Below are 21,360 nucleotides of genomic sequence, written 5' to 3' on the forward strand. Positions count from 1 at the left end.
TATTTATTCAACTCTACAAAACCCCAAAACAAAATCACAAAGCCCCAATCTCCATCACATACTCTTCAAAGCGTTCTCGTTCCACAGCCGATTTGTTTTTGATTTTTGCTCGGTAGTTGTAAATCGTATTGACTGAATAACGCAGAAAGTTTGCAATCTTATTGCTGTCACTGATTCCCAAGCGAATTAGTGCAAATATCCGCAATTCTGTGTTGAGTAGTTCTCCTTTTTTAAGTGGAATCTTTTTATCTTCTTCCAAAAGCGCATTGAACTTTTCCACAAAATCTGGATACAAACGCAGAAAAGCATTGTCAAAATTGGTGTAAAAATCCCTCAATTCTGACTTTATAAATGCATTTGGTTCAGTCAGTTTCACCAAATCGCTGTATTGTTTGGTCAGCATCTTGTTGCGAACTATTTTGCGGTAATTTTCCAACTTGTCAATATAGGCAGCACATTGATTCAAAAAATGCCCAATGTATTCTTCCTTGATATAATTGGCTTCTTGGAGCTGATTATTGACTTCATTTAGGCGAACATTCGATTGCTGCAATTCTTGGTTCAGTTCATTGGATCGCCTATTCGATTCGTTGAGTTGTTGATTGGATTCATTCAATTGGTGATTGGTCAATTGCAGCGCATGATTCAGCTCACTCAATTGCCCATTTGCTTGTTCGAGTTCTTGGTTGAGTGAATACAGGTTTTTACGTGCATAGGCCAGTTTTCTCATTTGCAGATAAATGTATGCCAAAGCAATAATGAGTAAGATAGAAATGGCAGTAATGACAGCAAGCGCAAAACTCAATTCATTCTTTTGCTTTTTAATTTGCAGTTCATATGCATTTTTGATAATGGGATAGACCTTCGATATTTCAATTTTACGCAGTCGAGCATTGTAAAAATTGGCATCCTCTAAGGCATATTCTATGTATTTGTTGGCACGATTGATTTGCCCTTCTTGGTACAACAAAATGGCGAGACTGGTCAAGGAGGCGTTTTCTTTCACAACTGCTTGTATATCCGAGATGGCAGATAAAATTAAGTATTTCTTTTGAAAAGAGGATTCACCTTTGCGCTCATAAATACTTGCCAACGTACCCGCAGCCCTCGCATAAAAAGCTGTTCCAAAGGTCAATCGGTGTTCACACAAATCCACGTATATCCGCTCTGCTTCTTGAAGCCTGCCCTCTTCAAATGCCAAGAAACCTGCCTCCAATAAGTAAGAATCCGAATCGAATGGAACGGATTGCAGCAGCGAATCTTGGTAAAGTTTTGTTTTGGTATGATAATCAGGAGCATATTTTTCATTCAGTGTATATTCATACAGTTTTTGATAGGCTTGTTTATATGTGTAATAATAATAGTATAACCAATCCTCTTTTAATTGATTTTTCTGAATCGTTTGCATAGTTTCAATAGATTCATGTGGCATCCCTGTTGTGGTAAGGATAGCGGACAAATCTAACTTTGCTTCAATCATCCGTTCTACACCATTGAAGGAAGGGGCTAAATTCAGATTGGCATAGATATAATGCAAGGCAGAATCGAAGTTGTATTTTTTGTATTCTTCATACAACTCGTCATTCAATTGGTAGATTTCGATAGATGAATTCTGCGGGTTTTCCAGTTGTTTTTTCAGCCCATTGATTCGTAGTTGTTTGGCTGCAATATAAGTATCTCGTTGTTGAATGGTTTGGTCGAGTTTAATCAGTAGTGAATCAATGTTGGTTTGACTCCAAAGATAGAGGTTATTGAAGTAAAGAAATACACACAATATGGTAAGCTTTTTTAGCATAATCGACTCATTTGTATCTTACCGTATTTATCAAACGGCATTTATTTCAGTTTTAAGCCAAAATAGTGAATTTTATGAAATAACGCTACTAAAATCTCTCCTTTTCACTTTTTGCGCATCCACTTTTATATTTATCCCACTAATCCTTTAGTGAGCTATAAATCAGTAGCATAACTATTTTTCTAACAAATAAACATCCACTTTTTTCTACCCTACTTTTAATAAAGTTTCATTTCGCTTCAATGCTTGTTAAATTTGCAGACTAGCAACTTGCATCTGAAAAGTTAATTTTTTATTGATAACTTTGTTAGGTAGCGATACAACCCTTATCCATTTTTTTCATTCTTGGAATAAAGCGTCTATTTTCCATTTTTTGGTTGCTCTAAACTCCTACCTAAAACGACCATATAAATTCTAGTTGTCAAAAAAATGAGTGCCTATGCCCAACCTCGGTTGCAGTAGCATACGCAATGCATAGCAAACAAATAAAATAAACATTTTTATAAACTTTACTAAATACAGAGTAGAAATTATGAAGCTTAAATTACTTACAAACTTATTACTAGTGCTGATATTGCTGGTTTTTGGCCAGTTTGCCTATGCACAAAGTACCATCAGTGGCACGGTAACGGACGGCGATACCAATGAACCCTTAATTGGTGCCAACATTGTGATACCTACTACCACCACAGGTACGATTACAGATCTTGACGGACAGTATTCACTCACTGTACCAGAAGGTACAAGCCAATTACAGTTTTCTTTCATTGGCTACCAATCTCAAATCATTGACATTGAAGGAAAAAATTCTATTGACATTACCTTAAGGCCTGGTAAAGATCTGGCAGAAGTCGTGGTCGTGGGTTATGGTTCTGTTAAGAAAGAAGACGTAACAGGTGTCGTTAGCACGGTTTCGAGCGAAGACTTCAATTCGGGAGCCATTGTTTCGCCCGAACAATTATTGACAGGTAAGATTGCTGGTGTTCAGATTATTGGCAACAATGGAGAACCTGGTGGACAGACAGCAATTCGAATTAGAGGAGGTACTTCTATCAATGCAGGCAATGAACCTTTGATTGTGATTGATGGTATTCCGATAGACAACAAAGCACACGATCCAGGAGGTTTTGCTAAAGGTAGAAACCCCTTGAACTTCTTGAATCCAGACGATATCGAAACCTTCACCGTGTTGAAAGACGCTTCTGCTGCTGCCATTTATGGTTCGAGAGGGGCAAATGGTGTCATCATGATTACGACCAAAAAAGGCAAAGCAGGTCAGAAAGGTAAAGTAGATTACCACGCTTATGTTAGCACTTCTAAATTATCGAATGACAAAACAGGTATGCTCACTGCTGATGAATTTCGCAATGTAGTAACATTTGCCAAACCACAAGCACTTGAAGCTCTTGGAAGCAGCAATACTGATTGGTATAGTCAAACGCTTCAAGATGGCAAAGGACAAAATCATTCTTTGAGTTTCACAGGAGGAGCAGAAAATCTGGGTTACCGCTTATCAGGAAGTTATCAAAATATTGAAGGAATCGTGAGAGGTTCTGAAACACAAAGAACCAGTTATTCTGCCAACATTAACCAATCATTGTTCAACAATAAATTGGATGTAAATACCAGTTTGAAGGGTTCTTTTACCAAAGATCTATACGATGTTGGAGTAGTGGGAAGTGCTTTGAGTTTTGATCCCACTCAACCTGTTTTAGATCCAACAAATACTGAATTTGGTGGATATTTTGAGTATGGCAACATCAATGCGCCAAGAAATCCTATATCTGGAATCGAGCAGGTGAAAACTTCTGGTAAAACTTTCAGAAATATTGGTAGTTTGGCATTAGACTTGTACGGATTTGATTATGATAGAGTTATGTGAAAAGTGATTTGTTGTGTGCAATTATTTTCCTCTTGAAAAACATTTGTTATAATCAAAATATAGGACTCTTTTTCAAAACATTTGTTTATGAGTGTTTTAAGCATAAAATAATAAATCATTAAATATTTTCAATAATTTATTATTCACTGATTATCGAGCCGAACAAGTCTATTGAACTATAAATTTGACGATTTAATCAACGGCCTGAGTGCCAAATTAAATTTGGCTTACGACATCGCAAATATTGAAAGAAAAAAATTCCAACCTACGACTTATGTAAACCAAAGTGTTTCAGATATAGATGGAGAGTTCCGTTCTGAAAATGCCACTCGAACCAGTGGTTTATTGGAAACTTACCTCAACTACAAAACCAATTTGGGAGATAATCACACCATTGATTTGACAGGAGGATACTCTTACCAAGAATGGGCTGAGGAGTATGCTTTCTTTAGAGGTGTAGATTTGACCACTGATGTCTTTGGCATCAAGAATGCGAGAGCAGCTACCCGATTTTTGGATGTGGGTGACACCAACTTAGAGAACAAATTGATTTCTTTCTTCGGACGCTTGAACTACACGGTTATGGATCGTTACTTGTTCACCGTAAACTTCCGCCGAGACGGTTCTACCCGATTTGGACCAGACAACAGATGGGGTAATTTCCCTTCTTATGCCTTCGCTTGGCGCATTATGCAGGAAGATTTTGCATCAGGATTGGCCAATACTTTTTCTGATTTGAAATTGAGAGTAGGATATGGAACAATTGGTAATCAAGAAATTCCAAACTTTGCATACTTGGCCAAATACCGCTTGAGTCAGTCAGATGCGACCTATCAATTTGGAGATGATTTTATCTCTACTGCTCGACCTGACGGTTACGATCCTGGTTTGAAATGGGAAGAAACTACAACCCTCAATGTAGGTGTAGATTTTGGAGTTGCGAATGGTCGAATCAGTGGTTCAATTGAATACTACAAAAAAACAACAGACGACTTACTATTCACTGTAACTGTACCCGCAGGTACCAACCTTACTGACCGAGTATTGACCAACATCGGTAAAGTCGAAAACAGAGGAATTGAAGTGGCTTTGGATGCTTATGTCATCAATACAGCTGATTTGTCTTGGAACGTAGGCGTGAATGCTGCAAGAAATTCCAATGAAGTATTGGCGATTGACCGTGTGGATGGTCAAGGTCTTTTGACAGGTAATATTTCTGGTGGTGTGGGTAACAATATCCAAATCAACCAAGTAGGCTCACCTGTTCGTTCGTTCTATGTATTCCAACACAAACTGGACGCAAGTGGTAACCCTCTTAGAGACGGTGTGGACCACAACGAAGACGGAATTGCCAACAATGCTGACATCTACGAAGATTTGAACAACGACGGTATGGTAAACGATTTGGACAAACGCATTTATGAAAAACCTGCTCCTGATTGGATTTTTGGTTTAACTTCCAGCGTTAATTACAAAGGCATAGACTTAGGTTTTACGCTACGTGCCAATGTTGGAAACTTTGTTTACAACAACAATGCGTCAAATAGAGGATATCTTGACAGAATTAATGAACTAGGCAATGATATCGTAAACAATGTCCATGAATCGGTCTTAGTTACCAACTTCAATAGACCACAATATTTCTCAGACTACTATATTCAAGACGCTTCTTTCCTTCGCATGGAAAACTTGACATTGGGATACACTATTCCTAACTTGCCAAATGGCATCAACTTGAGACTCTATGCGACTGGTCAAAACTTGTTTACGCTAACCGAATACACAGGTACAGACCCAGAAGTTAGTTCAGGAGGTATTTCAGATCCAGGTATTGACAACAATCCTTATCCAAGAGCCAGAACCTTTATTTTTGGTTTGAACTTAGGATTGTAAGTCTATTTTAATATACCTCATAGGTTTTAAAAACCTATGAGGTATATATAGGTCTTATCCCTTCAAAATTAACTTTTCGTAAGGGCTATGACACAACAACTATTTACAAATCACCGTCAATTTTGTTATTTTGTAGATAGTATTTCCTAAAGAAAATAAACAATATATAAAAAGATGAAAAAAATATTTATTTACTCCTTGATGTCCCTATTTATTATGTTGGCATCTTGTACTGATCTGGATTTAGTACCAACTGATAGTACAACTCCCGATGTCTTTTTTGAAGACGAAAGTGCTTACCGTGCTTTCATTGCCAAAGTATATGCAGGACTTGCAGTAACAGGGCAAGATGGGCCTGCTGGTGAAGCAGACATTTCAAGTTTAGATGAAGGTTTCTCCAATTACCTTCGCCAATACTGGCAGTTACAAGAATTGACTACTGAAGAAGCTGTCATTGGATGGGGAGACGAAGGTCTGCCCGATTTGCACAATCACACTTGGACTTCTGCGAATCAATTTGTAAGAGCGATGTATTACCGTATCTTTTTTCAAGTGTCTATGGCAAACGAGTTTTTGAGAGAAAGTACAGATGCCAAACTAAGCAGCAGAGACGTAAGTGCTGCCGTACAAGCAGATGTAAAAGAATACCGTGCAGAAGCTCGATTCCTACGTGCATTGAGTCTTTGGCATGGAATTGACCTATTTGGTGCGATTCCTTTCTATACCGAAGAATCAAGTATTGGTTCGGATGCTCCTGCACAAGCAGACCGCACAACAGTTTTCAACTTTATCGATAGTGAATTGAGTGCCATTGAAGCCGATATGGTACCAGCTGGCGCACAAGAATATGGCAGAGCAGACCGTGCTGCATTGTGGGCTTTGCAGGCTAAATTGTACTTGAATGCAGGTGTCTATACAGGAACTGACCGCAATACCGACTGTATAACAGCCTGTAAGAAAATCATTGATAGTGGTGTATATAGTCTTGATGAAACCTATCATGAGCTTTTCATGGCAGACAACAACAAATCAAATGAAATCATTTTTGCCATTCCTTTTGATGGTCTTAAAACCCAAACTTGGGGCGGTATGACCTACCTCACCCATGCACCTATTGGTGGTAGCATGGACGACAATCCTGAGCAATTTGGTGTGAATGGTGGATGGGGTGGTCTTAGAACGACCAGTGCATTGGTTAATTTGTTCCCAGATGAAACAGGTGATATAGACGAAAGAGCTATTTTCTATACAGATGGGCAGAACAAAGAAATCAATGATATTGGTAGCTTCAACGATGGCTATGCAATCCCTAAATATGTGAATGTGACTTCGGAAGGAGAATTGGGTTCTGATTTGACCCACATTGATATAGATTATCCTATGTTCCGCTTAGCAGATGTTTACTTGATGTATGCAGAAGCGGTTTTGAGAAATGGTTCTGGTGGAGATATGGCAACTGCTGTTGGCTACATCAACCAATTGAGAGAACGTGCCTATAATGACAACAGTGGCAATATTGCAGCAGGTGATATGACTTTGGATTTCATCTTGGACGAAAGAGGTAGAGAAATGTACTGGGAAGCGCACCGCCGAACAGACTTGATTCGCTTCAATTTGTTTACAGAGAACGGCGTATGGCCTTGGAAAGGCGGTGTTGCAGAAGGAAGAACTACTGAAAGCTTCCGAAATGTTTTACCGATTCCTTTTGCTGAATTGTTGGCAAATAAAAAATTGAGTCAAAATACGGGATATTAATTTATAAGTATCGGATACCTTGAAGGTATCCGATACTTCAATTTTTAATTCAAACAATCAAATTATAAAATGAAAAATATCAAATTAATTTTAACACTTTTCATCGGAGTGTTGGTCTTTTTCGGTTGTGAAAAAGACGAAATTGACCGAGCAGCACTCACTGATTTCCCCCCTGGCATATTGAGCGTTAGTCCAGCGGATGCATCGAAAGTGGTTTTGGGAGGCTTCGATATAGTAGTCCATTTTGTAGATGGCTCTGTTTCTCCTTTGGCGAGTGCAACTGTTAAACTTTCGGATGCTGCGGGTACGGAGTTGACTTCCGCCACAAAATCTCTATCTGGTACTGCTGATTCATTGGTCATTGCAGGTGATAGCTTCAATGCAGATTCTTTGGAGGTAGGTTCCTATCAAATCACCGTCAATGTGACCGATTCAAAAGGTCAATCATTGGATCGTACTATCAATTTTGAAATTACTGCTTCTTTATATGCAGCCGTATTAGACGAACTATACTTGGCAGGTGGCTACAATGGATGGGGAGCAGATGCTTTTGAATTGGTAGCTGACAATACATGGGAGCTGAAAGGAGTGAACTTAGAAGGAGGTGCATGGAAATTGAAAAACTGTGTCAGTTGGTGTATGGACGATTGGGGAGATAGCGACTGCAACGGAGTTGTTGAATTGACAACTGGTGGCGGTCCTGACACAAATTGTGGATATACAGGCGAAGTCAATTTCCGCTTCAATGATGCAACTTTGGCTTATACACTCACTCCTACTGTCAGCCTTGAAGGAAACCTTCAAAGTTTGTATCTACATGGCAATTTCAATGATTTTGAAGGCAATCAATATACTTTCAACCAAACTGAAGACAATACTTGGGTTTTGAACGAAATCGCATTGGTTCCTGGCGACCGTTTCCGTTTTTCGGAACAGCCTTTTTCTATGGGTAAACTCTATGGAGCTTCTGAAGAGGATGGTATTGCAGCAGAATTTGGTCCAAACATCGTTTTTGGCATGGATGAAGCCTACTACAAAGTGACTTTCAATGACAAAACTTTGGCATACAGTTTTGAATATGTGCGAGATGTGCCAAAAATCGAAACACTGGCAATCATCGGCTCGGCTACTCCAAATGGTTGGAATGACCCCGATACTGATATGAGCGATGAGGATGGGGATGGTATCTATACACTTACGGCTGCTCTGATGGAGGGGGAAATTAAGTTTAGAGCCAATAACGAATGGGCTGGTCTTGATTGGGGAGGTGCCGACTTTCCAAGTGGTGTAGGTGTTCAAGGAGGTGGCAACATCGTTGTGGAACCTGGTTTTTACAACATCACCTTCAATTCCAATACGTTAGAGTACAGTTTTGAAGTGGCTACTTTAGGTGTGATTGGCTCAGCAACCCCTGGTGGATGGGATGCAGAAACCAGGATGAAGCACGTTGGCGGCGGGATCTATCGAATGGTGCTTGGTCTGAATGATGGCGAAGCCAAATTTAGAGGGAACAATGACTGGCCTATCAACTGGGGTTCTGGCGATTTTCCTGTTGGTTTGGGTACACAAGACGGTTCAAATATTCCTGTCAGCAAAGGGCTTTACATGATCAGTATCAACGCCTTAACGGGTGATTACAGCTTTGGCCCTGCAACAGTGGGTATTATTGGTGACGCAACTCCTGGTGGATGGGGCGAAGATACCGATATGACGGTTGATGCAGACAATCCTGCTATCTTGAGAGGTACGTTTGACTTGGTGGATGGTGAAGCCAAATTTAGAGCCAACAATGACTGGCCCATCAACTGGGGTGCAGGTGATTTCCCTTCTGGTGTAGGTACGCTTGATGGTTCAAATATTCCTGTTTCGGCTGGTACTTACAATGTTACTTTCAATGTGAATACGGGAGAATATTCTTTTGAGTAAATACGACTGACGTTTTTTACAAAACAAGGTCGTTTGGCTGCAATAAATGAAAAAGGCTGTTTTACTTTTGGAGTAAGACAGCCTTTTTTTATTTACCTTTAGCTTTAAAAATGGTTTCCAAACCCTGATTCTTCCAATTGAAATCCCAAACCCTTGAAAAAACTACACTTCTTCCTCCTCGCCCTTCTCGCTTCAATGATAGGCATTTATCCCCTACTCTATTTTGTAGTCGACATGTCAAATGAAGGTTTACTTGGTGGAAAACCACCCCAACTTTTTCAAAATCACCTCTGGCATTTTTTATTCTATACCCACATCGCTTTGGGAGGAATTGCCTTGCTCACAGGTTGGTCTCAATTCAGTGAAAAATTGCGGAAGAAAAGATTGAATTTACACCGTAATCTGGGCAAAATCTATGTCATTTCAGTTTTGTTGAGTGGCATTGCAGGACTTTACATCGCTTTGTATGCAACAGGTGGAATCATTACAATTCTCGGCTTTGCTACCCTTGCCGTATTGTGGCTTTTCACAACCTTCAAAGCATATACTGCTATACAACAAAAACAAATAACTGCTCACCAACAATGGATGATTCGGAGTTATGCCTTGACATTCGGAGCAGTCACACTTAGAATTTGGCTACCTTTCCTGCAAGGGGTTTTGGGAATGACCTTTATCAATGCTTATTTAATCGTTGCTTGGTTGGCTTGGATTCCCAACTTGTTGTTTGCGGAGTGGTTAGTGAGGAAGGACGAGCTTCTGGAATATGGCAAAAAGTTTGATTAAATGGTCAAAAATTTTTATTTTTAGTTTTTCAATGATTTTTTGATTCCATGAAACAAAATAAAACTCGCCGACTTGCTGCCATCATGTTTACCGACATTGTGGGTTACACTGCGTTGATGCAACAGGACGAAGGTACTGCTGCAAAGGTAAGAATGATCCATAGAAAAGAGTTTGAACGTTGTCACCAACTCTACAATGGTGAAATATTGCAGTACTTTGGTGATGGCACATTGAGTGTTTTTCAGAGTTGCGTTGAAGCAGTAGAATGCGCTATTTCATTACAAAAATCTTTGAATCAAGAAATTGCAATTCCACTTCGTATTGGCTTGCATGTGGGAGATATTGTTTTTGATGGAACAGAAGTATATGGTGATGGGGTCAATTTGGCTTCTCGAATAGAGGGCATGGGGATTGGAGGTGGAATATTGCTATCTGGAAAACTAAACGATGATCTCAAAAATCATCCCCAAATTTCAACTTCGTCTTTGGGCTATTTTGAATTGAAGAATATAAAAAAGCCGGTTGAGGTTTTTTCTGTGACCAATGAAGGTATTAACGTTCCTGCAAGATTTGAATTAAAAGGGAAACAAAAAAAGATACTTAAAACCATTGCTGTTCTTCCTTTTGTGAATATGAGTTCTGATAAAGAAAACGAATATTTCAGTGATGGGGTGACAGAAGAAATCATCAATGCCTTATCAAAAATAAATAGCTTAAAAGTAACCTCTCGTACTTCGTCTTTTTTCTTTAAAAACAAAAAGATACCTATTCGACAAATCGGGGAGGAACTGAATGTGGCAATCATTTTAGAAGGAAGTATTCGTTTGGCAAAAAATAAGGTGCGAATCACTGCACAGTTGATTGATGTGACTGATGATTTTCATTTTTGGTCTGAAACTTTTGACCGTTCGCTGGAAGATATTTTTGAAGTACAGGATGAAATCAGTCTATTGATTGCAGATAAACTCAGAGAACATTTAGGACATTTCGACATTGAAGATCACTTGGTAGATGCGCCGGAGGTAAATGTTGACGTTTACAAGCGCTACTTGAAAAGCAGGTATTATTTATTGAAAATGACCAAGCCTGACCTTGAAAAAGGCATGCAAATTTTAGAAGCCATCATCAAAGAACAACCCAAATTTGCACTTGCTTATTTGGGAATACATTTAGGATATACCCTATTGGGTACAATTGGTTTGATGCCTGCTAAAGATGCTTTTGGAGAAGGGCAAATTTATTTAGACAAAGCCATTGAGATAGATGAGAATTTACATGAATGTCAACTTCAACTTTCCTACATTTATTTCCTTCAAAAATGGGATTTGACATCCGCTTATAAACATTTGCAGAAAGCGTTTACAATTCGTCCAACGGTTGAGTATTACCAAAGTATGGCTTCCTTATTGGTTGCCGAGGGAAAAACTGCGGCCGCTTTTCATTATATAGACACCGCTTTACAACTCGATCCTTTTTCCGCCATCAATTACCACTTGAAGGGGTTTATTTTCTATACCCAAGAAAAATATGACCAAGCCATTGAATGGTTTCAAAAGAGTGTAGAATTGAAAACCAACTTTGTCATTTCAAATTTATATTGGGGTCAATCGCTTTTGTTGATGAATCGTCTGGAAGAAGGATTGTCGTTCTTTCAGAGTCTTCCTTCAGATGAATCCAGAGATGTGATGAAGCTTGGAGGTACGACACTTGCCTATGCTGCATTGGGAGATAAAACAAAGGCAAAAAAAGGAATTGCAAAATTGGAGATGGCTCTTCAATCAGAGTTTATGGAAAGGGCCATCAATTTTCTTATCACTTGTCATACTTTTTTGGGAAATCTTACTGAGGCACTTCAATTGGTCAGTCAAGGAATAGAGTACCGTTTACCAATGGTGGTGTATATGAACGTTGAGCCAACGCTCAAACCACTTCGCTCACTTCCTCATTTTCAATCTTTGATGTATCAGGTGTTGGGTGAAGGAAGCAGTTTTGATGTGTCCACAAGTAAATATAAAAAGTCATTGATAGACCAAGAATTAATGGCGGAGTACAAACAAAGATTGGACAAACTAATGAAGGAAGAAAAACCTTTTCTCGACCCTCATCTAAGCCTTCGTAGCCTTGCTCAAATGATGAATATGCCTCCCAATCAACTATCTCAATTAATGAACGAAGAAATGAACAAGAATTTCTCAGAATATATCAATACCTACCGAGTGGAGGACTTCAAACTCAAAGCTGCAGACCCTTCTTATCAACACTTAACTATCCTTGGTCTGGCTTTTGAAAGTGGCTTCAATTCAAAGACAGTCTTCAATACTTTCTTCAAAAAAATGATAGGTAAAACACCAAGTGCCTATTGGAAGGAAGTTGTGAGATAAATGATGGTAAATTGGTTCGGGTTTCTAAATCAGAACTATTTACACAGAGGCTTCATTTACCTTTGCAGTATGAAAAGTAGAAGATACTATTTCATGTATTTTTTTTAACTTAACTCTTAGTAAATGAATTCCAATAAAATGAAAGCCATAGTATGTACGCAATACGGCTCAACAGATGTTTTACAAGTACAAGAAGTAGATAAACCAACTCCAAAAGAAAATGAAATTTTGATAAAAATATCTGCTTCCTCTATTACAACAGCAGATACCATGATGCGAAGAGGAACACCTTTGTATGGCAGGTTATTTATTGGATTAACCAAACCCAAACACCCGATTACAGGAACAGGTTTTGCGGGTGTAATAGAATCCGTGGGAAAAGCAGTCACATTGTTCAAAGAAGGAGATGAAGTTTTTGGAGAAACAACTTTGGGGTTTGGCACAAATGCTGAGTATGTCTGCATTGCAGAAGATGGATTGCTTACTAAAAAGCCTTCAAACATTACCTTTGAAGAAGCAGCTACTGTTTGTGACGGTGCTTTGACTTCTTTAAATTTTCTTCAAAATATTGCCAAAATTCAGCGTGGACAATCTATATTAATCAATGGCGCATCTGGAAGTTTGGGAACATCCGCAGTACAACTCGCCAAACAATTTGGGGTAATAGTAACAGGAGTGTGTAGTAGTTCTAATGTGGAGATGGTGAAAGCATTGGGAGCAGATGAGGTAATTGATCATACAAAAACAGATTTTACAAAAAATGGAAAAACCTACGATGTGGTTTTCGATACCATAGGTAAAAGTTCATTCTCCTACTGCAAAAAATCATTGAGCGAAAATGGGTTATACATTTCACCTGTTTTAAGTATATCGCTTCTCTTTCAAATGTTGTGGACTTCAAAGATGAGCCGCAAAAAAGCTCTATTTTCGGCTACGGGTTTGTTACCTATCCCTGAACTCAGCATCATGCTTCGAAAACTAAAAGAGCTACTTGAAGCAAATAAATTATCAATGCTGATAGATAAAAAGTACAATTTGGAGCAAGTTGCTGAAGCACATAAATACATTGATACAGGGCGGAAGAAGGGAAATGTAGTAGCGATTTGTTGACATTCACTGAGGCAACAAATGAACAGGTCAACTTTAGTTGAAACAAATTGTTCAATAATGGGTAGAAACTTGTCTTCAATCTGCTACATTCTTTCCTACATAAACTTAAACACAACCCATAAAATGCCAAATAAACTTTCACAAAATTCTTCACCTGATCCCGAAAAAATTCTATGGAAAATGTTTGCCAGTAATTTCTTCCAAGGATTGCTGATTGTCGCACCAATCGCCATCACCATCTATTTGATTTACTGGCTCTTATCTTTTTTAGATGACATCATCCCCGTTAGTATCCCAGGCTTGGGTTTGTTCCTTCTCATCAGCATCATCACCTTTGTAGGATACCTGAGCAGAAATTATTTGGTCAAACCTGTATTGAGAGAATTGGAGAATTTTATGGCAAAAATGCCTTTGGTCAAAATCATTTTTTCATCGGTCAAGGACTTGTTTGTTGCTTTTTTGAGTGAAGAACGAAAGCTGGAAAGTCCTGTTTTTGTGATTGTCAACCGAGAATCCAATATCAAACGATTGGGTTTTGTGACCAATGACGATATGAGTAGTTTGGGCTTGAATGGAGAGGTAGCAGTCTATTTTCCACACTCTTATAATTTTTCGGGCAATCTATTCATCGTTCCTCGTGAAAACATCATTCCTATCAAAAATCTCACATCTTCCCAAGCCATGAAGCTGATTATTTCGGGTGGTGTGGCGCAAATCAATGTAGATGAATCAGTTCAGATTGAAGTGAATGTCGATGAAAGTGATAAGATTGAATTGACGATTGAAGGAGAGGTTTCGGATGCAAAAGTAGAATAACGACATTTAACGTTTTTTTTCTAAACCAATTACAAGGCTTTTCGGTTATTGAAGCGATAAATGAATCGAAACAACCGTATGAATGAAATGCTCAAAGTCCACCAACTCACCAAATCCTTTCGCAGTGGTGGCAAAGTTTTGACCGTATTAGAAGATGTCAGTTTTAGTATTTACAAAGGCGATGCCGTAGCGATTGTAGGCCCTTCGGGAAGTGGAAAAACAACCCTACTCGGCTTGTGTGCAGGTTTAGACCGAGCAACTTCTGGCAGTGTCGAAATCAAAGGTCAACGCATTGACCAACTTTCGGAGGACGAAAGAGCGGCTATCCGCAACAAACATATTGGCTTTATCTTCCAAAATTTTCAGCTACTCCCAACCCTTACTGCTCTCGAAAATGTGATGGTTCCTTTAGAGTTGAGAGGCGAAAAAAATATCTATAAACAGTCAATGGAACTCTTGGAACGTGTGGGACTCGCAGATCGACACCACCATTATCCTTCTCAACTTTCGGGTGGTGAACAGCAAAGAGTCGCCTTGGCCCGTGCCTTCTCCAACCGACCAGAAATTCTTTTTGCAGATGAACCTACAGGCAATCTCGATGAAGAAACGAGTGAGAAAGTCGAAGAATTGCTTTTTGACCTCAACAAAGAGGCTGGTACAACTTTGATTATTGTCACACACGACCTCGAATTGGCTGGCAAAACGCAACGGATTATTCAATTGAAGGGAGGAAGGGTGATTGAAGATAGGGCAACAGCAGTGGAAATGGTATAAATGGTTGAATGGTTGAATGGTTGAATGGTTGAATGGTTGAATGGTTGAATTACTAAATTTACAAAAAAACAACATCAAAACATTAACACACCAAAAAATTAAGACTTTAACACATCAAAACACTAACACATAAAAAACAAAAAAATATGCAATACAGACGACTCGGAAAATCTGGCTTACAAGTCAGTACATTATCATTTGGTGCATGGATCACCTTTGGCAAACAAATTGCTGAAGATGTAGCCACAGATTTGATGAAAACCGCTTATGATGGCGGCATCAACTTTTTTGACAATGCAGAGGCCTATGCCGCAGGAGAAGCAGAGCGGGTAATGGGGCGTATCTTCAACAAAATGCAATGGGATCGTTCCAGTTTCTTGGTGTCGAGCAAAGTCTATTTTGGAGATGGCGGTCGAAAACCCAACCAAACGGGGTTGAGCCGCAAACACATCATGGAAGCTTGTGAGGCAGCCTTGAAAAGATTGCAGGTGGATTACCTCGACCTATTTTTCTGCCACCGTCCCGATAAAAATACGCCGATTGAAGAAACCGTTTGGGCGATGAATCACCTGATTCAACAAGGTAAAATCTTGTATTGGGGAACATCTGAGTGGAGCGCACAGGAAATCACCGAAGCCCATGCAGCCGCCGCTCGATACAGTTTGATTGGCCCTACGATGGAGCAGCCACAATACAATATGTTGCACCGTGAGCGTTTTGAAATAGAATATGGACAGCTCTACAAAAACTTCGGAATGGGTACAACGATTTGGTCTCCATTGGCTTCTGGTATTTTGACTGGAAAATATAATGAGGGTATTCCCGACGAAAAAACCCGCCTAACGATGGAAGGCATGGAATGGCTCAAAGACGGTACATTGGTCGAAAAAAACCTCCAAAAGGTTAGAAATTTGTCTGCTTATGCCGACACTTTGGGAATTTCTATGCCGAACTTGGCTTTGGCTTGGTGCGTCAAAAATCCTAATGTCAGCACGGTTATTTTGGGTGCGTCAAAGGTAAGTCACCTAGAAGAAAACCTGAAAACACTGGATTATGTGAATCAATTGACCGATGAGGTAATGATTAAAATTGACGATATTTTGGGTAATAAACCTGCAAAGCCAATGTGGTAAAACTACTCTAAAATGATATTCAACCCTCTTTACAAAAATAATGTAAAGGGGTTTTTTTTTTGCATCAAAAAACAGAAGTAAATTTGGATGTAATCAGTTTTCCTTCTTCAAAACTGATTCTTTTTGAATCAATGCCAAAACACCACAAATCATAAAAAACAGACACAAAACAATCAATCCCCATTGTGAAAGAGTCGGTACTGTTGGAGGATAAGGTTGGACTGTAACAGTAAAATCTAAATCTCCATTGGAATTGTAACTATGTGTTGATGAAACAAAGTTGCCTCCTGGATAATTGGAGAGGGAACTTGAGGTAGCTCCCATTGCATTGGTATCTCCATCTAAGTTGTCGACTACAAAACGGTAAATCGTTCCATCATTTTTTACAGGAAATGGAATACTTAAGTCAAATTCTATTTGTTGTCCAGAAGTTAGTTCAACAGGAAAAACGAGAGTAGCAACCGCATTGGTCGGAATAGAATTCCCTTCTCCAGGTTCTTCGGCAATATAAAGTTCGTAAGTTCCTGCTTGTGACAAACAACATGAAAATCCTCCTCCTGTAAGACGAACCCTCACAATTTCTCCATTTGCACAACTCGTAAAAGTTTGACCAATAAAATCATCTCCATCAAAAGAGGTAGAACCTAAGAGAGTCGTAGGTTGTACGACACACTGAGCCTGTAAATACAGGGGAGAAATAAAGAAAATCCCTATCATTAACAACAGAAATAATTTGTTGAAAATTAATATGTTGTGTGGTGTAGGTAAATTTGAAAAAGTTTTTATTGTAAACATTTTATTAAGTTTGGGCAGGTAAAAACGCAAATCCTATTTGCTAAAATACTAAAATTTTGGAAGTTCGATATGAAATATTGACTACATTGTCATTCTAAAAAAATAAAATTTTAAGCTATGAAACCTCTTTCTATTCTCTGCAAAGAAACCTGCAACATCGCCCAAGAAGTCGCTCAGTTCATTGCGGCAGAACTCGACAAGGTTCAAACCGACCAAATTGAAGTAAAAGATCTCAATCAGTTGGTGAGTTATGTCGACACAACTTCCGAAAAACGCCTCATTGCAGCTTTGCAGAAAATTCTCCCCGAATCAGGCTTTATTGCAGAAGAAAACACAGTGGCCCAAAACCGCAACAAAGAATGGCAATGGATCATTGACCCTTTGGACGGTACGACCAATTTTTTGCACCACATTCCATCTTTTGCCATCAGCATTGGATTGATGCACAAGGAAGAAATCGTATTGGGTGTGGTCTTGGAAATCAACCGAATGGAATGTTTTTCGGCTTGGAAAAATGGAGGAGCATACCTCAATGGTCAGCCGATTCAGGTATCTCAAAATCCTCTTTTGAAAAACGGACTTTTCGCCACAGGTTTTCCCTACTACGATTTTAGCATTGTAGAAAGTTACCTCAAGGTGCTGCAATATTTTATCCGTGAAACACGGGGTATCAGACGTTTGGGAGCAGCAGCCGTTGATTTGTGTTATGTGGCGTGTGGGCGATTTGATGGTTTTTGGGAACACAGTTTGAGTCCGTGGGATGTGGCTGCGGGGAGTTTGATTGTGCAGGAAGCGGGTGGTGTAGTGACGGACTTCAAAGGCGGAAAAGACTACTTGTTTGGGCGTGAAATCGTGGCAAGTAGTCGGGCAATTGAAGCGGAGTTTTTTGCAGCGGTTTCGGAACATCTTGGGTAAAGATAACCCACAACGCAAACTTTGGCAATAGTTGGGGTGAGCGCATATTAAATCGATACGAAGACGAACTGTATTAAAAAGCAAGCAAAAATCGGATTATTTTTTAAATTGGTTATTTTATTCAATATGTTCTTTGAATTTATTGTGATAATCATCTTGAAATTTGACACCTGATTTAACGACGGCAAAAGTTTGCCTAAGCAGCTTGTTGATAACAGCAACTTTAGCTACCTTGTATGGCTTTCCTTTTGATCGGAGTCTATTGAAAAGTTCTTTACATTCTTTATTGAATCGTATAGCTGCTCTTGTAGCATTGAAAAGAACTGTCCTAATTTGAGCTGGACCAGCTTTTGAAATGCGTCCTTTTCGATACACAGAAGAACCCGATTGATGAGTCAAAGGCACTAAGGCCTACAAACTTAACCAATTGTTTAGAATTTGTAAATAATTCAAAGCCATTAGTATATGTGTATAGTAATTGGGCTGATTTTTCGCCAATACCCTTAACAGAACAGGCAAGTTCTTTGAATTTATCGAAACCAATGTCAGTCAAGGCATCCAATTCTTGTTTGATTTTTCGAATATTGTCTTGTATCGTATTCAATACGTCTTGAAAAGCTTCTAAGACAACATCTGGTGTGTAAAGACACTGCATAAGGCTATGAATTTGATTTTTAGTCTGTCGTTCCTGCTTTTCAAAGGCATTAAGAGCCATTTGCATTTTTTTTCTCTTTTGAATATCCTCATTAGGCATTTGAAAATCAGGCAAATCAAGTGTCTTTCCAGCTATTGCTAAAGCTCTTGCTGCTTGCTTATCATCTTTTGCAGTAATGCCTAAGACTTTCATAAAAGCACTGCTTTTTTGTGGATTAATCAATTTAATAGAGCAGTTGGATTTGTCTAAAGAATGAAGCAACTTATCACTGTAAGTGCCAGTAGGTTCTAAAACAAAAGTAATATGTTGTTCATCAAAACCTTGTAAGAATACCTCTATGGATTTCATTGTATTTTCGATTTGATAATCAACCCAGTGGTTATCTTCTTGATAAGCAATGTCTAAAGTCTTGTTACTTACATCTATACCGATAATTAGAGAATTCATAAAGTAATAAATTGAATGTTAAACTAATAATGATGAAATATATCCTATGAAATCTGCGTCGTGACTCAGGCTTTATGCCTACTGAACTGTCCGATTTTTATGGGATATAAAGAACGAGGGCTAACGTCTAATACGGTCTCTAAGGACTACTTTTGAATCAGTTTACCCTCGTTCTTAATTTTAATCAATATATTATTTTTATTACAACTTTTGTACTTTTTCCTCTTGGAGCGATGTACGACTTTTGTAGTTTTCTGTTGATAGAAAGTTGATTTTCTTCCTTTTGATACATTTTTAAATGAAACTACAAAAGTCTAAGGCAAATTAAAAATTCCAACAATACTTTGTAATATTGTTGGAAGATGGGTTTGGTTTATATTCCCCCAAAACAAACAAGCCAACAATAGCGAGAATTTCGGCAACATCTAACAGATTCCCCAACAAGTGAAGCGTCATCGGATAAATGTCGCCGAACCCTAAAGGTGTTCCGACAAATTGGAATGTTCCATAGGCGAATTTCTCCTACATTTTCTCCTCATCTTAACAACAAACAAACAGCGTAGAGACGTTTTACCAAAACGTCTTCCATAGCCGCATCCTCACCAAAATGGGTAAATTACTTGATTATAAACCCCATACGTAGCCCACGAATTAATTCGTGGGCTACGTATGGGAGGAGTAAATTCATAAAAAATCATCCTCACCAAAATGGATAAATCAACAATAATTCAAATAATATCTCCCCTCCGTTTGGAGGCGGTGGGGGAGGTATATCCTCACCAAAATGGATAATAGTCCGAACTTCTCTCGAAAATTCTGTCTTAACGATGGAGATTGAGGTTTTAATCCTCACCAAAATGGATAATAGTCCGAACAGGCACAATATTTTCTCAACGTAGTGCGAAAAAGAAGTTTTAATCCTCACCAAAATGGATAATAGTCCGAACCTTGCAAGCTCGTCAGTTTTCGACACAAGGATCCATCGTTTTAATCCTCACCAAAATGGATAATAGTCCGAACAGCGACAGTGATTTCTACTATAGCGCACAAAAATTCGTTTTAATCCTCACCAAAATGGATAATAGTCCGAACGGATCGTCAATTATCGGACTCTCTGCGCAACATGCAGTTTTAATCCTCACCAAAATGGATAATAGTCCGAACTCCGTCCTACACGGAGCCCGCAGCTCCTGCCATTATCGTTTTAATCCTCACCAAAATGGATAATAGTCCGAACGCCTTTTCTCTTGAACTAGGGGAAGAGGCGGAAGTAGTTTTAATCCTCACCAAAATGGATAATAGTCCGAACCACCCAATGGTTCCGTGATCAGAAAACGACCATGGTTTTAATCCTCACCAAAATGGATAATAGTCCGAACACCCTCACCGCTCAAACTGCGCTATTCAATAGTGACAGTTTTAATCCTCACCAAAATGGATAATAGTCCGAACTGTACTGGTACTCCCATACGCTGTGTACGATGAGTAGTTTTAATCCTCACCAAAATGGATAATAGTCCGAACCCTCAATTATATGTTTCTCATTAAATATCAATTAATTGCGTCATTTGTTTTCTCCGCAAAAATGCCCAAATTGACAATCTTCAAAATTTACCCTCTTTTACGCATTAAATGATAATTGTATCCAAGTCACATATTCTTGCTTCAAAAATAACCCATTCAAGCCAATTTTCCAAACCTCATTCACCTTCACCAAACTCCCACCAACTCCGTAAGAAAATTCCTCCGAAACCCCATACGTAGCCCACGAATTAATTCGTGGGCTACGTATGGGAGGAGTAAATTCATAAAAAATCATCCTCACCAAAATGGATAAATCAACAATAATTCAAATAATATCTCCCCTCCGTTTGGAGGGTGGGGGAGGTATATCCTCACCAAAATGGATAATAGTCCGAACTGCTTAATTAAACAAGTAGGTACAACTGGAGACGTGGTTTTAATCCTCACCAAAATGGATAATAGTCCGAACCGCTTCGGTCGGACTCTACAACGTAGCCTACTACAGGGTTTTAATCCTCACCAAAATGGATAATAGTCCGAACTGTCCGAAAAAGGTATGGTTACAGTGAAAAAACGCTAGTTTTAATCCTCACCAAAATGGATAATAGTCCGAACACCGCGCCAATTTATGGGCCGGAAACGAGTGGGTAGTTTTAATCCTCACCAAAATGGATAATAGTCCGAACAGGTAGTAAATCACTTATCAAAGTGAAAGACTTTGCAGTTTTAATCCTCACCAAAATGGATAATAGTCCGAACTTCAAGAGGAAATA

Annotated in this window: 14 protein-coding genes and 2 CRISPR repeat arrays (1 of these 16 running past the window's edge); of the genes, 11 read left to right on the forward strand and 3 right to left on the reverse strand. The window is 38.9% G+C overall.

Annotated features, from left to right (window positions below):
• Positions 1–34: 34 nt before the first annotated feature.
• Positions 35–1,795 (reverse strand): DUF6377 domain-containing protein, encoded by a 1,761-nt coding sequence (locus R3E32_12765; GenBank protein MEZ4885597.1) that lies wholly within the window; start codon positions 1,793–1,795, stop codon positions 35–37.
• Positions 1,796–2,327: 532 nt separating this feature from the next.
• On the opposite strand from R3E32_12765, the gene R3E32_12770 reads away from it, so the two are divergent.
• From R3E32_12770 to R3E32_12815, 10 genes are all read left to right on the forward strand, one after another.
• Complete coding sequence (locus R3E32_12770) at positions 2,328–3,677, forward strand: SusC/RagA family TonB-linked outer membrane protein (GenBank protein MEZ4885598.1); 1,350 nt, start codon at positions 2,328–2,330, stop codon at positions 3,675–3,677.
• A gap of 171 nt (positions 3,678–3,848) precedes the next feature.
• Positions 3,849–5,570: a SusC/RagA family TonB-linked outer membrane protein gene (locus R3E32_12775; GenBank protein ID MEZ4885599.1), complete on the forward strand. Its 1,722-nt coding sequence runs from the start codon at positions 3,849–3,851 to the stop codon at positions 5,568–5,570.
• A 174-nt stretch (positions 5,571–5,744) separates the two neighbouring features.
• Positions 5,745–7,325 (forward strand): RagB/SusD family nutrient uptake outer membrane protein, encoded by a 1,581-nt coding sequence (locus R3E32_12780; protein MEZ4885600.1) that lies wholly within the window; start codon positions 5,745–5,747, stop codon positions 7,323–7,325.
• A gap of 69 nt (positions 7,326–7,394) precedes the next feature.
• Entirely contained in the window at positions 7,395–9,251 is a 1,857-nt protein-coding gene (locus R3E32_12785; GenBank protein MEZ4885601.1) for a SusF/SusE family outer membrane protein, read from the forward strand.
• 153 nt (positions 9,252–9,404) lie between these two features.
• Positions 9,405–10,037, forward strand: a complete 633-nt coding sequence (locus tag R3E32_12790) for a DUF2306 domain-containing protein (protein MEZ4885602.1) — start codon at positions 9,405–9,407, stop codon at positions 10,035–10,037.
• A gap of 47 nt (positions 10,038–10,084) precedes the next feature.
• Positions 10,085–12,418: a helix-turn-helix domain-containing protein gene (locus R3E32_12795; protein ID MEZ4885603.1), complete on the forward strand. Its 2,334-nt coding sequence runs from the start codon at positions 10,085–10,087 to the stop codon at positions 12,416–12,418.
• A 138-nt stretch (positions 12,419–12,556) separates the two neighbouring features.
• Entirely contained in the window at positions 12,557–13,528 is a 972-nt protein-coding gene (locus R3E32_12800; protein ID MEZ4885604.1) for an NAD(P)-dependent alcohol dehydrogenase, read from the forward strand.
• Positions 13,529–13,651: 123 nt separating this feature from the next.
• Complete coding sequence (locus R3E32_12805; protein MEZ4885605.1) at positions 13,652–14,344, forward strand: DUF502 domain-containing protein; 693 nt, start codon at positions 13,652–13,654, stop codon at positions 14,342–14,344.
• A 60-nt stretch (positions 14,345–14,404) separates the two neighbouring features.
• Positions 14,405–15,118 carry an ABC transporter ATP-binding protein gene (locus R3E32_12810; GenBank protein ID MEZ4885606.1) on the forward strand — a complete coding sequence of 238 codons (714 nt, stop codon included), beginning with the start codon at positions 14,405–14,407 and terminating at the stop codon, positions 15,116–15,118.
• A gap of 146 nt (positions 15,119–15,264) precedes the next feature.
• Positions 15,265–16,251, forward strand: coding sequence for an aldo/keto reductase (locus R3E32_12815; protein MEZ4885607.1), 987 nt, complete (start codon positions 15,265–15,267; stop codon positions 16,249–16,251).
• A gap of 93 nt (positions 16,252–16,344) precedes the next feature.
• Here the strand turns inward: R3E32_12815 and R3E32_12820 are convergent, their stop codons facing one another.
• Positions 16,345–16,968 (reverse strand): hypothetical protein, encoded by a 624-nt coding sequence (locus R3E32_12820; protein ID MEZ4885608.1) that lies wholly within the window; start codon positions 16,966–16,968, stop codon positions 16,345–16,347.
• A 195-nt stretch (positions 16,969–17,163) separates the two neighbouring features.
• Between R3E32_12820 and R3E32_12825 the strand changes: the two genes are divergently transcribed.
• A complete protein-coding gene (locus R3E32_12825; GenBank protein MEZ4885609.1) occupies positions 17,164–17,961 on the forward strand; it encodes an inositol monophosphatase family protein in 798 nt (265 codons plus the stop codon).
• A gap of 328 nt (positions 17,962–18,289) precedes the next feature.
• Here the strand turns inward: R3E32_12825 and R3E32_12830 are convergent, their stop codons facing one another.
• On the reverse strand, positions 18,290–19,063 hold the full coding sequence (locus R3E32_12830; protein ID MEZ4885610.1) for a transposase: 774 nt from the start codon (positions 19,061–19,063) through the stop codon (positions 18,290–18,292).
• 690 nt (positions 19,064–19,753) lie between these two features.
• A CRISPR array of direct repeats spans positions 19,754–20,587; the repeat unit is 36 nt; unit sequence GTTTTAATCCTCACCAAAATGGATAATAGTCCGAAC.
• 287 nt (positions 20,588–20,874) lie between these two features.
• Positions 20,875–21,360: direct repeats of the CRISPR family, unit length 36 nt; unit sequence GTTTTAATCCTCACCAAAATGGATAATAGTCCGAAC (it continues 636 nt past the right edge of the window).

Source organism: Chitinophagales bacterium (assembly GCA_041392475.1).
Taxonomy (GTDB): domain Bacteria; phylum Bacteroidota; class Bacteroidia; order Chitinophagales; family UBA2359; genus JAUHXA01.